Annotated in this window: 14 protein-coding genes; 13 read left to right on the forward strand and 1 reads right to left on the reverse strand. The window is 65.0% G+C overall.

From position 1 onward, the window contains the following. The first annotated feature begins 15 nt into the window (after positions 1-15). Entirely contained in the window at positions 16-1,293 is a 1,278-nt protein-coding gene (mshC, locus tag BMX78_RS09560; RefSeq protein ID WP_091418882.1) for a cysteine--1-D-myo-inosityl 2-amino-2-deoxy-alpha-D-glucopyranoside ligase, read from the forward strand. Between the two features lie 71 nt (positions 1,294-1,364). On the opposite strand, the gene BMX78_RS09565 is transcribed toward mshC, so the two are convergent. Next, positions 1,365-2,270 (reverse strand): PAC2 family protein, encoded by a 906-nt coding sequence (locus BMX78_RS09565; protein WP_091418884.1) that lies wholly within the window; start codon positions 2,268-2,270, stop codon positions 1,365-1,367. Positions 2,271-2,420: 150 nt separating this feature from the next. On the opposite strand from BMX78_RS09565, the gene BMX78_RS09570 reads away from it, so the two are divergent. The 12 genes from BMX78_RS09570 to BMX78_RS09625 all read left to right on the forward strand — a co-directional run bounded on the left by BMX78_RS09570 (position 2,421) and on the right by BMX78_RS09625 (position 15,962). Further along, positions 2,421-3,197 (forward strand): HAD family hydrolase, encoded by a 777-nt coding sequence (locus BMX78_RS09570; RefSeq protein ID WP_091418885.1) that lies wholly within the window; start codon positions 2,421-2,423, stop codon positions 3,195-3,197. Then, positions 3,190-4,356 carry a site-2 protease family protein gene (locus BMX78_RS09575; protein ID WP_091418951.1) on the forward strand — a complete coding sequence of 389 codons (1,167 nt, stop codon included), beginning with the start codon at positions 3,190-3,192 and terminating at the stop codon, positions 4,354-4,356. Before BMX78_RS09570 ends, BMX78_RS09575 begins: the two co-directional genes overlap by 8 nt. 96 nt (positions 4,357-4,452) lie before the next feature. Further along, positions 4,453-5,505: a tRNA (adenine-N1)-methyltransferase gene (locus tag BMX78_RS09580; protein ID WP_091418887.1), complete on the forward strand. Its 1,053-nt coding sequence runs from the start codon at positions 4,453-4,455 to the stop codon at positions 5,503-5,505. 94 nt (positions 5,506-5,599) lie between these two features. Continuing rightward, entirely contained in the window at positions 5,600-7,351 is a 1,752-nt protein-coding gene (arc, locus tag BMX78_RS09585; protein WP_091418888.1) for a proteasome ATPase, read from the forward strand. After that, entirely contained in the window at positions 7,348-9,021 is a 1,674-nt protein-coding gene (dop, locus tag BMX78_RS09590) for a depupylase/deamidase Dop (protein ID WP_091418890.1), read from the forward strand. The genes arc and dop overlap by 4 nt, the downstream gene beginning before the upstream one ends. Positions 9,022-9,105: 84 nt before the next feature. Then, positions 9,106-9,309: a ubiquitin-like protein Pup gene (locus tag BMX78_RS09595; RefSeq protein ID WP_091418892.1), complete on the forward strand. Its 204-nt coding sequence runs from the start codon at positions 9,106-9,108 to the stop codon at positions 9,307-9,309. Positions 9,310-9,389: 80 nt separating this feature from the next. Next, entirely contained in the window at positions 9,390-10,211 is an 822-nt protein-coding gene (gene prcB, locus BMX78_RS09600; protein ID WP_091418894.1) for a proteasome subunit beta, read from the forward strand. 2 nt (positions 10,212-10,213) lie between these two features. Continuing rightward, the gene (prcA, locus tag BMX78_RS09605; protein WP_091418895.1) at positions 10,214-10,924 is read left to right on the forward strand and encodes a proteasome subunit alpha; all 711 of its coding nucleotides are present in this window, start codon (positions 10,214-10,216) and stop codon (positions 10,922-10,924) included. Positions 10,925-10,932: 8 nt separating this feature from the next. Beyond that, a complete protein-coding gene (gene pafA / locus BMX78_RS09610; protein ID WP_091418897.1) occupies positions 10,933-12,297 on the forward strand; it encodes a Pup--protein ligase in 1,365 nt (454 codons plus the stop codon). Positions 12,298-12,410: 113 nt separating this feature from the next. Further along, positions 12,411-13,373 carry an FKBP-type peptidyl-prolyl cis-trans isomerase gene (locus tag BMX78_RS09615; RefSeq protein ID WP_091418953.1) on the forward strand — a complete coding sequence of 321 codons (963 nt, stop codon included), beginning with the start codon at positions 12,411-12,413 and terminating at the stop codon, positions 13,371-13,373. A gap of 77 nt (positions 13,374-13,450) precedes the next feature. Next, positions 13,451-13,846 carry an FKBP-type peptidyl-prolyl cis-trans isomerase gene (locus tag BMX78_RS09620; protein WP_091418899.1) on the forward strand — a complete coding sequence of 132 codons (396 nt, stop codon included), beginning with the start codon at positions 13,451-13,453 and terminating at the stop codon, positions 13,844-13,846. A gap of 106 nt (positions 13,847-13,952) precedes the next feature. Then, complete coding sequence (locus tag BMX78_RS09625) at positions 13,953-15,962, forward strand: helix-turn-helix transcriptional regulator (RefSeq protein WP_091418901.1); 2,010 nt, start codon at positions 13,953-13,955, stop codon at positions 15,960-15,962. Positions 15,963-16,058 lie beyond the last annotated feature (96 nt).

Consider the following 16,058-nt stretch of genomic DNA (forward strand, 5'->3'; position numbering starts at 1 on the left):
CACTAGGCTTGGTCTGTGAAATCCTGGACTTCCCGCCCTGTCCCTGACGTGCCCGGCAACATGCCTGCCATCCGGTTGTTCGACACTGCCTTAGGGCGCGAGGTAGCCCTGGAACCGGACGGGCAGCCGTCCATGTATGTCTGCGGCATCACCCCTTATGACGCGACGCACATGGGGCATGCGGCCAGCTACGTCGCCTTCGATCTCCTGAACCGGGCCTGGCGGGACGCCGGCCATCCCGTGTCGTACGTCCAGAACGTCACGGACGTGGATGATCCGCTGCTGGAACGCGCCACGGCAACCGGCGTGGATTGGCGGGACCTTGCGGCCAGCCAGATCGAACTCTTCCAAACGGACATGGAGGCGCTGAACGTCCTCGCTCCGGACCACTACGTCGGCGCCGTCGAGTCCATCTCCCTGATCGTTCCGGAAGTAGAGCGCCTGGTCAGCCTCGGGCTGGCTTACAAGGTGGAGGGCACCAACGGCGAGCCTGACGGCGATGTCTATTACGACGTTGAAGCAGCCGGCAAGCAATCCGTGTCGCCGGACGCCTGGGCGCTGGGTTCCATCTCCGGGCTGGCCGAAAGCGAAATGCTGGAGCTTTTCGCCGAACGCGGCGGAGATCCCGGCCGGTCCGGCAAGCGGCAGGCGCTGGATCCGCTGCTGTGGCGGGTGGCGCGGGAAGGAGAGCCGAGCTGGCCCGGCGGCAGCCTCGGAGCAGGGCGGCCCGGCTGGCACATCGAATGCACGGTGATCGCGCAAAAGTACCTGCCCTCGCCCTTCACTGTCCAGGGCGGCGGCTCCGACCTCATATTCCCGCACCACGAGATGGGAGCGGGCCACGCCTATTCCCTGGCCGGTGTTCCGCTCGCAAAGCACTACGCCCACGCCGGAATGGTGGGCCTGGACGGCGAGAAGATGAGCAAGTCCAAGGGCAACCTGGTGCTGGTCTCCAAGCTGCGGGCCGCAGGCGAGGACCCGGCCGCCATCCGCCTGGCCATCCTTGCCCACCACTACCGTTCGGACTGGTCCTGGACTGAAGAAGGGTTCGAGGCGGCGAAAGCAGACCTTGCCGCGTGGCGCCAGGCGCTGGCCCACGCTCCCGCCGGCTCGGCATCCGCCCTGATTTCGGAGATGCGCGCAGCCCTGGCTGCCGACCTCAACGCTCCGGCGGCTGTTGCCGCTGTCTCCCATTGGGCTGAGCAGGCGAACGCCGGCTCAACCCCGGCCAGCGGCGAGGACCAGGCATTGGTGCGGGACGCCGTCGACGCCCTCCTCGGTATCCGCCTCTAAAGAGCTGCCTCCGGACCTGCCCGAATGGCAGGTCCGGAGGCAGTCTCAGGGCTCCCGCGGGCCTGTACCAGCTAGGGCCGGTCCTGGCCCCGGCGTTTGAGGTAGCGTTCAAACTCGCGGGCTATGGACTCACCCGTTGCTTCGGGAAGATCGGCCGTGTCCTTCGCTTCTTCAAGCTGCCGGACATAGGCTGCAATTTCGGGATCTTCGGTGGCCAGTTCGTCCACGCCCCGTTCCCACGCGTCGGCTTCCTCCGCCAGCTCGTGTGTGTCCAGCGGTGCCTGGAGGAGCTCCTCGATGCGGTGGAGGAGAGCCAGTTGCGCCTTGGGCGAAGGGGCTTGGGCAACGTAGTGCGGAACCGCCGCCCACAGCGAGACGGCGGGGATGCCGGCCAGCAGCGAAACCTCGGAGAGGACTCCCACGATGCCCACGGGCCCTTCATACTGCGGCGCTTCCAGGTTCATGCGTTCGCGCAGCGGCCCGTCGTCGGAGGAGGTACTCACGGGAATGGGCCGGCTGTGGGGAACGTCCGCCAGCAGGGCGCCCACCAGGATGACGTAATCAACATTCAGGGCTTCGGCATGGACCAGGAGTTCGGCCGTGTACGCGCGCCATTTATAGGACGGCTCGGTGCCCTGGACAAAGATGACGTCCACATTGGAATTGGGGGCGCTGGCTTTGTAGATGCGCGTGGAGGGCCACTTGATCTTGCGTTCGCCGGCAGCGTTCCTGCGGATGGTGGGGCGCGTGAACTGGAAATCGTAGTACTCGTCGGCGTCGATGGACGCCACCTTCTTGCCGCCCCACAGCTTGTTGAGGTACCGCAGCGAGTCGCTTGCGGCCTCGCCGGCATCATTCCAGCCTTCAAAGGCGGCAAGCATCACTGTCACGCGCTGTCCCTCAGGCACAGGCTGCAGGAACCGTTCGCGGGCGGGTCCTGCCCCCGGGTCGGTGGTGTCTCCCTCGAAGCTATTCATTTCTTCACCCTACGTCCAAGGAGCAGGGTGTTGCATTGAATGAAGCGCCGAAAAATGCACTGTCCGCGCCTTATACGGCAGCAACGGGTCCCGTATCCGCCCAAGGCGTAGCCCCAGCTCCCGTTCAGGCTGTCCCCGTAGACTGGGTGGATGCGACAGCCAGCCACACCTTCCCCGCTGAGAGCCGTCCTGTGGGACATGGACGGCACCATAGTGGACACCGAGCCCTACTGGATCGCAGCCGAGCACGCACTGGTTGAAGCCCACGGCGGAACCTGGTCCCATGAACAGGCCATGCAGCTGGTGGGCCAGTCGCTGACATTCTCCGCCGGTCTCCTCCAGCAGGCGGGAGTGGATCTGGGCATACGGCAAATTATCGACACGCTGACCGCCGAAGTGGTGGCGAGCGTCCGGCAGCAGGTGCCCTGGCGGCCGGGCGCCCGGGAACTGTTGGAAAACCTGCACCAGGCGGGCGTGAGGTGCGCGCTTGTCACCATGTCCGAGGGACCCCTGGCCCGTGAAGTGGTGGCCAGCCTTCCCCGCCCGTACTTCGAAGTGGTGGTCACCGGGGACTCGGTGGCGCAGGGCAAACCACACCCCGAGGCCTACCTGAAGGCAGTGGAACAGCTCCAGGAATCCGATCCGGACCTTTCCCTGAAGCACTGCGTTGCACTTGAAGACTCAACTCCGGGCGTGGCGGCCGCGGTGGCCTCCGGCGTGGCCACCGTTGCCATTCCACACATAGTCCCGCTGCCTGAAAGCGAACGCTACATTCTTTGGGATTCCCTGGCCGGCCGGTCCCTGGCCGATCTGGAGGACCTGCTCCTGGCCCGCTCCCTTCCGAAGGAATCCGCTGGGTACGAGCCTGCCCTGCATGAACCGGCAACACTGGAAGGGGCCGGAGCTCCGGGGGCCGTCCATGACTGAGACGGCCACTCCGGTCCGCCGTGAGGGCATCCCGCTGGGGCGGATTGCGGGCGTTCCGGTTGTCCTGGCCTATTCCTGGTTCATCATCGCCGCGTTCACGGTCATTGTTTTCGGGCCGGTCCTTGACCGGAGCAACCCGGCGCTCGGAGCGAGTGCGTACGTCATCGCGTTCGCCTATTCGGTGCTTCTGCTGATCTCAGTCCTGGTCCACGAACTCGCCCATGCCCTGACGGCCAGAATCTCCGGCTGGCCAACACAAAAAATTGTGCTCAATCTGTGGGGCGGACACACCCAGTTCGACAGCTTCACGGCCACTCCGGGACGCTCCGTCCTGGTGGCATTGGCCGGACCTGCCGCCAATTTTGTCCTGGCCGCCGGCGCCTGGCTGGTGCATGACTCCGACAGCCTGGGCAGTGTTGCTGAAATGCTCCTCAACATCTTTATGTGGTCCAACTTCGTCCTCGGCGTCTTCAACGTCCTTCCCGGACTGCCCCTGGACGGCGGGCGGCTGGTGGAGTCGGCTGTGTGGAAGGCCACCGGCAGCCAGGCCAAGGGCACGGTGGCGGCAGGCTGGGGTGGCCGCGTGATCGTGATCGTGCTCGGCTACTGGTTCATCCTCCGCCCTCTGTTGGCCGGCGGTTCACCTGACTTCGGCAACCTGATGATTACCATCCTGGTGGCCGGATTCCTGTGGATGGGTGCCTCCGCAGCCATCCAACAGGGAACCCTGCGGGGACGGCTGCACCTGGTCAGTGCGGCAGGATTGTCGACGCCGGCCGTCGGACTGCCAGCCACCGCATCAGTCCAGGAAGCACTCCGGATGGGAGCGTCGTCGTCTATCTCCGTAGTGGTCTGCGCCGCGGACGGGCGCCCGCAAGGCGTTGTGGATCCGGCCGCCCTGCAGTCCGTTCCGCCCGCAGCTGCCGGAACCACGCCTCTGAGTGCGGTGTCCTACGCCCTCGCCGCCGGAGCCTACGTGCCCGAATGGTCGAAAGGGCAGGAACTCCTGCACTTCCTGTCGCAGCTCGAAGGCCGGCACTACGCCGTCGTTGACCACAACGGCAAGGTGACCGGGCTGCTCTCGCAGGAAGCGGTACTGGCCGCCATTACCGGCAGGCGTCCGCGGCCGGATGGGCGCCCGCAGGGCAGGAACCGGTAGAGTTACCTGCCGGCAGTGCATTGCCGCCGCTACAGCCTGACGTCTTCAGCGACGTTCGCGCGGGGGCGCAACAGTTTTACAGGAGCGAGGAAAATCATGAGCAGCGAAACTGCCGTCAACGAAGCCGCCGCGGCAGCCCAACCCGGTGTTGGCCCCGGAGCCTCGCAGCCGGTAGGAGCTGCCCGCCGCCGCGGACCCTTCCGCGAAGGCGAACGCGTCCAGCTGACGGACGAGCGCGGCCGGATGAACACTGTCACGCTCGAACGGGGAGGCGCCTTCCATACCCACCGCGGCTTCCTGAACCACGATGACATCATCGGCAAGGTGGACGGCTCCGTTGTGGTGAACAACGTTGGCCAGCAGTACCAGACGCTGCGCCCGCTGCTCTCGGACTTCGTCCTCTCCATGCCCCGCGGCGCTGCCGTTGTCTATCCCAAGGATGCCGGCCAGATCATCACCATGGCGGACATTTTCCCGGGCGCCCGGGTAGTGGAGGCGGGCGTGGGGTCCGGCGCCCTGTCCATCTCCCTTCTTCGCGCGGTGGGGGACAGCGGTTACTTGCACTCCTTCGAACGGCGTGAAGAATTCGCGGACATCGCCCGCGGGAACGTCGAGACCATCTTCGGCGGCCCGCACCCGGCGTGGCAGATCACCCTGGGCGACTTCCAGGAGGAAGTTGTCCGGACAGAGGAGCCCGGCTCCGTGGACCGGGTGGTCCTGGATATGCTCGCTCCCTGGGAATGCCTTGACGCCGTGGCAACGGTCCTCGCGCCGGGCGGCGTATGGATCAACTACGTGGCCACCGTCACCCAATTGTCGCGGACAGCCGAAGCCATCCGCGCCGATGGCCGGTTCACCGAACCGGATGCCTGGGAGTCCATGGTTCGCGGCTGGCACCTCGAGGGCCTCGCCGTCCGCCCCGATCACCGGATGGTGGCGCACACCGGATTCCTGCTTGTCACACGCCGGCTGGCCGACGGCGTCACGGGCATCTCCGTCAAGCGCCGCCCTTCGAAGACGGACTTCAACGAAGAGGATGTCAACGCCTGGACACCCGGAGCAGTAGGGGAGCGGCTGGTCTCGGACAAGAAGCTCCGGCGCGCTGCCAGGGACGCGATTGCGGGGACGAACGTCGTGGACACGCCTTAGATCAAGATCTAGTCCATATTTCGGGAGTCTCCATCCCTACCTGCCATCTTGGGGCTAAGGTCTTAATAGAAGCGCAGGAAGGGGCTGATACATCGTGGAGACGCCAAACCAGGACTCCGGACGTACACCGGCAGAGCAGTCTGCCGCCAACGACCTCTCGGTTGCCGACCGCCAGGTCAACATCCTCCGGGACAAGCTCAGGCACATCGACCGGCAGTTGGCCGCGGCAACGCAGAACAACACCAAGCTGGTCACCATGCTTGAAGCCGCGAAGGCCGAGATTCTCCGGCTGAAGAACGCGTTGGACCAGGAAGGACAACCTCCTTACAGCTTTGGCACCATTCTCCAGCTGAATCCGCGGCGCCAGCCCTCTCCGGGCAACAGCGGGCAGGCAGCCACTGAAGAATCGGTGGACATCTTTAATGCGGGCCGGAAGATGCGGGTGGGCATCAGCCCCCTTGTGAACATCAACCAGCTGGCGGTGGGCCAGGAAGTCCTCCTCAACGAGGCACTGCTCGTTGTGGCCGGGCTTGGCTATGAGCGCGCAGGTGAACTGGCCACCCTGAAGGAAATGCTCGGCGCCGACCGCGTCCTCGTGGTGGGACGGGCCGACGAAGAGCGGGTGGTCCGGCTGTCCGGAGCGCTCCTGGCCGAAAAGCTCCGTGTGGGCGATGCCCTCTCGATCGACTCCAGGACCGGGTACGCGCTGGAGAAAGTGCCCCGGTCCGAGGTGGAGAACCTCGTCCTCGAAGAAGTCCCGGACATCACCTATGAGGATATCGGCGGGCTCGGACCGCAGATCGAGCAGATCCGCGACGCCGTTGAACTGCCGTTCCTGCACCCCGACCTTTACCGGGAACACGGGCTGAAGGCGCCCAAGGGCATCCTGCTCTACGGCCCTCCCGGCTGCGGCAAGACCCTCATCGCCAAGGCGGTGGCCAATTCGCTGGCCGCCCGCGCGGCAGAGCGCTCGGGAAACGTGGACCTCAAAAGCTACTTCCTGAACATCAAGGGCCCCGAGCTCCTGGACAAGTACGTGGGCGAAACCGAACGGCACATCCGCCTCATCTTTTCCCGCGCACGGGAGAAGGCGTCCGACGGCAGCCCCGTCGTGGTGTTTTTCGACGAGATGGATTCGTTGTTCCGCACGCGCGGCACGGGGATTTCCTCCGACGTCGAAACAACGATCGTGCCCCAGCTGCTGAGCGAGATCGATGGCGTTGAACGGCTGGACAACGTCATCGTCATTGGTGCGTCCAACCGCGAGGACATGATCGACCCCGCCATCCTCCGGCCCGGCCGGCTGGACGTCAAGGTCAAGATCCACCGCCCGGATGCCGAGGCGGCCGCAGACATCTTCAACAAGTACATCACCACGGACCTGCCGTTCCACGAGTCCGACCTCGCCGAGCACAACGGCGACGTCCAGGCCACGGTGGACGCCATGGTCCAGCGCACCGTGGAAGCGATGTACTCCACGGACAAGTCCAATGAATTCCTGGAAGTCACCTACGCCAACGGTGATACCGAGATGCTGTACTTCAAGGACTTTAACTCCGGCGCCGTGGTCCAGAACGTGGTGGACCGGGCCAAGAAGTACGCCATCAAGGACCTCCTCACCACGCACCAGAAGGGGCTTCGGATCGAGCACCTGCTCCGTGCCGTGGTGGACGAATTCCGCGAGCACGAAGACATGCCCAACACCACGAATCCGGACGACTGGGCACGTATCTCGGGCAAGAAGGGCGAGCGGATCACGTACATCCGCACCATCGTCCAGGGCAAGGCGGGCCAGGAGCCAGGAAAGTCGATCGAAACAATGCCGACCACAGGGCAGTATCTATGACGGCAGCGCAGGAACCCGCCGCCGGGGGCGCCCTCCCCGTGGGCGGGGCCATGCGTGTCATGGGAGCAGAAACCGAATACGGCATCCATGCGCCGTCCGCCCCGTCCGCCAACGCCACCATGATGAGCGCCCGCGTGGTGCAGGCGTATGCCCAGGTAACACGCCAGCGTGCCGCCGGCGGCGCGGAAACCCGGTGGGACTATACGGATGAAGAACCCCTGCACGACGCCCGCGGCTGGACCGTGGACAGGGGCTCGGCGCACCCCAGCCAACTCACTGACCAGCCACCGGTGCTGGATGCCGAAGCGGTGGCACTGGCCTACGGCCGGGAGGAGCTGGAGCTCGACGGGCAGGACGAGTCCGGCACCCTCCTCATGAATATGGTCCTCGGCAACGGGGCCAGGCTGTACGTGGACCACGCACACCCCGAGTACTCAAGCCCCGAGGTGACCAACCCCCGGGACGCAGTCACCTGGGACGCGGCGGGAGACCTCGTTGCCCTGGCCACGGTAAGGCGGCTGGCGGCAGACCCCGACCTGCCGCCCGTAAACCTGTACAAAAACAACACGGACAACAAATCCGTGTCCTACGGCTCTCACGAGAACTACCTCATGCCACGGTCGGTACCTTTTGGAGACATCGTCCGGGGCCTGACGCCCTTTTTTGTCAGCCGGCAGATCCTTTGTGGATCCGGCCGGGTAGGGATTGGCCAGGACGCATCGGCCCCGGGTTACCAGATCAGCCAGCGGGCCGATTTCTTCGAAGCCGAAGTGGGCCTGGAAACCACCATCCGGCGTCCCATCATCAACACCAGGGACGAGCCGCACGCGACGGCGGACAAGTACCGGCGCCTGCACGTGATCATTGGCGACGCCAACCTCAGCCAGGTCTCCAACTACCTGAAATTCGGGACCACCTCCCTGGTCCTCAGCCTGATCGAGGCAGGTCTTGCACCGAAGGTTGAGGTCCACGAACCCGTCTCCGCCCTGCAGGCAATCAGCCACGATACCTCCCTGACCGCCACCGTCCGGCTCTCCGACGGCAGGCGGGTTACGGCCCTGGACCTGCAATGGATGTACCACGAGGCAGCGGCCAAGCTGGCGCAGGACACCGGCGTGGGCGACGCCCTGGACGGTGACGGGCACACGCATGACGTCTTGGACCGCTGGGCCATGGTGCTCACCCAGCTGGACAACGACCGGGCAGCGGCCGCCAGCTCCGTGGAATGGGTTGCCAAGCTCTCGCTCCTGGAGGGTTACCGCGACCGGGACGGACTTCAGTGGAACGATGCCCGGCTGGGGCTGATCGACCTCCAATGGGCGGACATCAGGCCCGAGAAGGGCCTCTACTACCGTCTCCTGGCCAGGAACCGCATGGACAGGGTCGTCGACGACGCCGCCATAGCAGCGGCGGTGGCCGAGCCGCCGTCGGACACCCGCGCGTTCTTCCGGGGGAAGTGCGTCAGCAGCTTCGGCAAGGACGTGGTGGGGGCCAGCTGGGACTCGGTGATCTTCGATGTCCCGGGCTACGGAAGGCTCCAGCGCGTGCCCACCCGGGAACCCTTGAAAGGAACCAAAGCGTTGACCGGCGCGTTGTTCGCACGCTACCGGGAAGCAGGCCCGTTCCTTGGAGAGCTGCTGGGACACAGCACCGCTCCGCCTGCGGCATAAACCGCGCCGGACGGACCGCTTCGTGGCAGGATGGGCATATCGGAAGATCCGCCGGATCTGACGACAGGAAAGGGAGAGGTAACAATGGCAGGCCAGGAGCAGCAGCAGCCACAATCGCGCGACGACCAGGTCGACGAGGACATCCCCGAGGCACCCCCGGCGCCGCCCGAAGCACAGGCATCAGCAGCCACCGAAGGGGTCGATGACCTTCTCGACGAAATCGATGGAGTGCTGGAATCCAACGCCGAGGAGTTCGTGCGCGCCTTCGTCCAAAAAGGCGGCCAGTAACCCGGACCGGAGGGTGGCGGAAGCCGCGGCCGGCCGGAATCTGTACCGACGTTGAAGAACTACGTTCAAGGAGTGCATGAGTGCAGGAATCAACCGCCAACCGGGTAGCCGCCAACGCCACCTCGTCCTTCACCGAACATCTGCAACGGGACCGGCCCGAGCTCCTGCCCTATAACAGGGGACTCCAGTCGGCTGCGCCCGGCGCCGCTCCGCTGCAGGTGCCGCATGCCACCACCATCGTCGCGTTGAGCTATGCCGGCGGTGTGCTGATGGCGGGGGACCGGCGGGCCACCATGGGCAACGTGATTGCCAGCAGGCACATTGAAAAGGTTTTTCCGGCGGACCGTTACTCCGTCCTGGGGATCGCCGGTACTGCCGGCATCGCCATAGACCTCACCCGCCTGTTCCAGGTGGAACTCGAACACTACGAGAAGATCGAAGGCACGCTGCTCAGCCTGGAAGGCAAGGCCAACCGGCTGGGGGCAATGATCCGCGGCAACCTTCCCCTGGCACTGCAAGGGCTCGCCGTAGTGCCGCTCTTTGCCGGCTTCGACACCAGTGCCGGCGTCGGGAGGCTTTTCTCCTACGACGTCACCGGCGGCCGGTACGAAGAACACGAGCACCATACGGTGGGCTCGGGTTCGGTCTTTGCCCGGGGGGCCCTGAAGAAGCTGTGGCGGCCCAACCTGAACGAGGCCGAAGCCGTCTCCGTCGCCGTCGAAGCCCTCTACGACGCGGCCGACGACGATTCGGCGACCGGCGGCCCGGACACCGTCCGGAAGTTGTGGCCAGTGATTTACACCGTGGACAGGACTGGTGCCCGGCGGGTGGCTGAAAACGAACTCGCTGCCGCCGCGACCAACGTCATCGAATCCCGTACCAACGCTGGACGGGAGGCCTGACAATGACACAGCAATTTTATGTATCACCTGAGCAGCTGATGAAGGACCGTGCGGATTTCGCACGGAAGGGCATTGCCCGCGGCCGGTCTGTCGCCGTGATCAGCTGCGCGGACGGCATCGCGCTGGTAGCCGAGAACCCCTCGCCGTCCCTGCACAAGATCGGCGAGATTTACGACAAGATCGCGTTCGCCGCCGTCGGAAAATACAACGAATTCGAAAGCCTCCGGCAGGCCGGGGTGCGGTACGCCGATGTCCGTGGCTACTCCTACGACCGCGAGGACGTCACAGCCCGCGGGCTGGCGAGTGTTTACGCACAAAGCCTGGGCGCCGTGTTCACCGCAGAACAGAAGCCCTTCGAGGTGGAACTGGCAGTAGCGGAGGTGGGCCCCACACAGGCTGAGGACCATCTCTACCGGCTGACTTTCGATGGTTCCATCGCGGACGAACACCAGTTCGTAGTCATGGGCGGACAGGCGGACAAGGTATCCTCGGCCATCGATGAGGGGTGGCGCAGTTCGCTCAGCTTCGCCGATGCCCTCCGGCTGGCCATGGCCGCGCTCGTCCCGGCCACCGAGTCTGATGCCCAGCCGAAGGCATTGCCGGCCACGGCGGTTGAAGTTGCCGTCCTGGACAGGCAGTCGGAGAGTTCACGCGGTTCACGGCGCGCTTTCCGCCGGCTTGACGACGCGGATATCACTGCACTGCTGGCCTAGGAGGAAACATGGACAAGAGAATCTTCGGTATCGAAACGGAATTCGGGATTTCGTATTCCAGCCCCGACTCGAGGCCTCTTGCCCCCGAGGAGGTGGCCCGGTATCTCTTCCGCAAGGTGGTCAGCTGGGGCCGGTCATCCAACGTCTTCCTCACCAACGGCTCACGGCTGTACCTGGATGTAGGGTCGCACCCCGAATATGCCACAGCCGAGTGTGACGACCTCGCGCAGTTGATCGCCCATGACCGTGCCGGAGAACTGATCCTCGATGACCTGGTGGACGAGGCCCAGGCACGGCTCGCGGCGGAGGGCTTCAACGGCACGGTCTACCTTTTCAAGAACAACACGGACTCGGCCGGGAACTCCTACGGCAGCCACGAGAACTACCTGATTCCCCGCCGCGGGGAATTCTCCAGGCTCGCCGAGATCCTGATTCCTTTCCTGGTGACCCGTCAGCTTATTGCCGGGGCGGGGAAGATCCTCAAGACCCCGCACGGGGCCACCTTCGCCTTCTCGCAGCGGGCAGACCACATCTGGGAAGGGGTGTCATCGGCCACCACCCGGTCACGGCCCATCATCAACACCAGGGACGAGCCGCACGCGGACGCCGAGTTCTACCGGCGGCTGCACGTTATTGTGGGTGACTCGAACATGTCCGAAGCCACGGCCCTGATGAAAGTGGGCACCGTGGACCTGGTCCTGCGCATGATCGAGGCCGGGGTGATCATGCGGGACATGCGGATGGAAAACCCCATCCGCAGCATCCGTGAAATCTCCCACGACCTCAGCGGCCGGGCATTGGTCCGGCTTGCCAACGGGCGCCAACTGACGGCATTGGAGATCCAGCAGGAATACCTGACCAAGGTGACGGCGTTCGTCAAAGAGCACGGCGCGCACAACCCGCATGTTCCCTTGATCCTTGACCTGTGGGAGCGGACCCTGAAGGCCATCGAAAGCGGTGACACCCGCGGCATTGACACGGAGATCGACTGGGCCATCAAGAAGAAGTTGATGGACAACTACCGCGAACGCCACGGGCTGGGCCTGGACGCCCCGCGCATAGCCCAGCTGGACCTCACCTACCATGACATTTCCCGCAGCCGGGGCCTGTATTACCTTCTGCAGTCCCGCGGGGCAGTGCGGCGGATCGTGGACGATACCGTCATCAAGGACGCCGTGGACGCACCCCCGCAAACAACGCGGGCGAAACTTCGGGGTGATTTCGTCCGGCGGGCCCAGGAGCTGGGCCGGGACTACACCGTGGACTGGGTGCACCTGAAACTGAATGACAGGGCCCACCAGACCATCCTGTGCAAGGATCCCTTCCGCAGCGTTGATGACCGGGTGGACGCTCTTCTGGACTCTATGGGCTGACACTCAGGTTCGGAGGCTATTCTGGATAGGGCCTTTAATCGGGCCCTTCCGCGGTGCTGCCCGCCCAGGCGTGGATCGCCGCCTCCATCCTGCCCCGACGAAAGTTCTCTTACGTGCGCCGACTACTAGCAATCCTTCTTCCCGCTCTGCTGCTGCTCACCGCCTGCGGCGGTTCTTCGGCAGGGCCGGAACCCACCAGCAAGCCTGCTGGCGAGACTGCGAAGTTCGACTCCCTCAAACTGACTGACAACGGGGACAAAAAGGCCCCTGGCGTGGAATTCGACAAGCCGCTGGAAGTGGCCGACCCCACTATCAAGGTGGTCACCGAGGGCAGCGGCGAACCAGTGAAGGCCAACCAGATCGCCAACATCTCAATCCTGGCCCTGAACGGCAGCGACGGGTCCACGCTGGAAGATACGTTCGCCGGCGAGCCAGAACCGCTCGAACTGGACGAGAAACTGAAGACCGGCAGCGAGGTCATCTACAACGCGTTCGTTGGCGCGAAGGTAGGCTCCAGCCTTGCACTGGCTGTGCCCGGCCAGCAGGGTGCAGCTGCCCCCAGCCCCTCTGACGGCGCCAGCCCTGCCCCGTCTCCTGCAGCCCAGCCCACCCAGCTGCTGATTATCAAAATCCTTTCTGCAACAGACGTGACCCCTGCGCTGGAGAAGCCCGAAGGTGAAACAGTCACCCCGCCCGCAGGCCTGCCCACCGTCACTGAAAAGGACGGCGTCCCCGAGATCTCGGTCGAAGGCGTTGCTGCTCCCACTGCCCTCGTCTCCCAGGACCTGATCAAGGGCACCGGGGCCACGGTTAAGGAAACCGACACCCTGACCGTAAACTACGTCGGCGTCACCCTGGCAGGCGGAACCAAGTTCGACTCAAGCTTCGACCGTGGCGAGCCGGCAACTTTCCCGCTCACCGGCGTGATCAAGGGCTGGACCCAGGGCCTGGCCGGCAAGACAGTGGGCTCCCGGGTCCTGCTGGTCATCCCCAAGGACCTGGCATACGGCGAAGCGGGCCAGGGCGAGGCCAAGGGCGACCTTGTCTTCGTAGTGGACATCCTCGGAGCCAAGTAGCAACAATGGCAACAGGCCCGGCCATCACCGCGGCATCCCACAGCAGCACACCATCTGCCAGACACCTAGGAGCAACCATGTCATTTGGACAGCGGGACTTTGACCGCCAGAAGCCCGAGATCGATTTTCCCGAGGGCGATGTCCCCACGGAACTCGTTATCACCGACCTCATTGAGGGGGACGGCCGTGAAGCCCAAGCCGGGGACACCGTCTCCACCCACTATGTGGGCGTCGCCTGGTCCACCGGCGAGGAATTCGACGCATCCTGGGGCCGCGGCGCGCCGCTGGACTTCCGGGTAGGCGTTGGCCAGGTCATCCAGGGCTGGGACCAGGGCCTGCTGGGCATGAAGGTGGGCGGCCGCCGCCGCCTTGAAATCCCCTCCGAGCTTGCCTACGGTTCCCGTGGTGCCGGTGGAGCCATCAAGCCCAATGAAGCCCTGATCTTCGTGGTTGACCTGGTGGCAGTGCGCTGACCCAGGTTCCCCCGAACTTCTCGAAGCGCGGCAGCAACAGGACCCAGGTGTCCTGTTGCTGCCGCGCTTCCTGCGTTCCGGCGCGGAGTTTAGTAACGTAACCAGAGTGTCCGCATCCCGTACTGAACGCCTCCTCAACCTGCTGATCGCGCTGCTCAATACCAAGTACGGCCTGCGCCGCAGCGAACTGCGGGACACGGTCTACCGCACCATTCCCGGCAATGAAGCGTCCTTTGGCCGGATGTTCGAGCGGGACAAGGCCGATCTTCGCAAGTTCGGCTTTGACGTGGAGACCCTGACGGACCTGGGCTGGAGCGAGGATGATCCCGCAACCACCCGCTACCGGATCGGCAAGGAGTCCAACCGCCTGCCGGACGTGGAACTGGGCCCGGAAGAGTGGACCGTCCTGCTCCTTGCTTCCCAGCTCTGGGAACGTGCGGCGCTTGGCACCGCAGCCCAGAGCGCGTTGCGGAAGCTGCAGGCGTCCGGTGCAGCCGCCGACGTCCAACTGCCCCCTGGGGTCCAGCCGAGGATCAAGCCCGCAGGCCAGGCTTTTGACGACCTCCTTGCAGCCATGCACGCCAGGCATCCCGTCGCGTTCACCTACCTCGCGGGCAGTACGGGCAGCGAAGAACAACGGACTGTGGAGCCCTGGGGCCTGGGAAGCCGCTTCGGCCACTGGTACCTGATGGGTTATGACCGCGCCAGGAAAGCGCCCCGCCAATTCCGGCTCTCCCGTTTCACCAGCGCGGTGGCAACCCTCGAACGCGAGCAGTTCAGCCCTCCGCGCGACTTCAATATCCGCCAGGAACTGGAACGCCTGCCCGAACTGCCGCTCCGCACCGCCGTCGTGGACGTCCGCGCAGGACGCCTCCTGGCACTGCGGCGCCGGGGTGTGGCAATGGAGGATGCGGCACAGGCAGCACCCCAGGAATACGGACCCTTGCCCAGGCCTGAGCCAGGCTATGAGCGGCTCAGCCTGCAATACAGGGATCCGGAGAGCCTGGCCGAAGAGCTTGCCTCCTACGGGCCCGATGCCCTTGCGGTGGCTCCAGCCGAACTCGCCGACGCCGTCCGGCGCCGGCTCCGGGCAGCTGCTGACTTCAGCAACGCGCCGGTTCCCGCCTTCCGGTTTGCTGCCGCACCGGCCCGGCCTGTGCGTGTACGCACCTCCGAGGACCAGCTCAAGCGCATGCTGGAGCTGGTGCCCTTCCTGGTGCACCACCAGGGCCTGCACATCCAGGACGTTGCGGAGCATTTCGGCATCAGCCGGAAAGAGCTGGAGGATGACCTGCAAATCCTCATCTGTTCAGGGCTCCCGGAGGGTTACCCCGACGATCTGCTCGACATCCAGTGGGAAAACGACCACGTCTACATCACCCAGGATCTGGACCTGAAGAAGCCGGTCCGCTTCACGGTGGAGGAAGCCTGTGCCCTCCTGACCGGGCTGGAATCACTGAACGGGCTGCCGGGGGCGGCCGAGGGCGGCGCCCTGGAATCGGTGACCCTCAAACTGCTGGCGGCCGCGGGCGAGGAAGGGCTTCGGGCGGCTTCAGTGGCAGGCCCGGAAGTAGCGCCCGCGGAGGCAGCGACGCATGCCATGGTCAGGCAGGCCATCGAGTCCCGGGCCCAGCTGCGCCTGACGTACCTGTCCCCGCAGAGGGACACGGTGTCTGAGCGGGACGTTGATCCGCTGCGACTGTACTCGCTGGACAACATCTGGTACTTCGAGGCCTACTGCCATTCAGTGGAGGACGTGCGGAATTTCAGGCTGGACCGGGTCCATGACCTCCACCCCAACGGCCTGCCCATCCCGGCCGCAACCAAGCCTTCAGAGGGCGTCCCGGCAAAGCTCTTCACGCCCAGTGACGACGATACAGTGGTGACCGTCCAGCTCACCCGGCAGGGGAGGGGGCTCGCGGACGACTATTATGCTGAGCGCACAGCCGAGCTCGACGACGGCGGGCTGGTGGCCGAAATCCGCTTCGGCAACACCGGCTGGTTGCCGATGTTCGTGGCCCAGCACGGTGGCTCCGCCCGCATCCTGGCTCCGGCCGGCCTGGCGGACGCGGCCCGAAACTGGCTGGCGGCATCGCTGGCAACGTACGGCGGCTAGATGTACTGTCCCGGCAGGTTAGTGACACGGGGATTGATTTGACGCAATAAGAGGACCTCCGGGTGTTGTGTGGTGCTTGTCGAGAGCAAACACAAA

The sequence above is a fragment of the Arthrobacter sp. OV608 genome, from assembly GCA_900110595.1.
Lineage (GTDB): Bacteria > Actinomycetota > Actinomycetes > Actinomycetales > Micrococcaceae > Arthrobacter.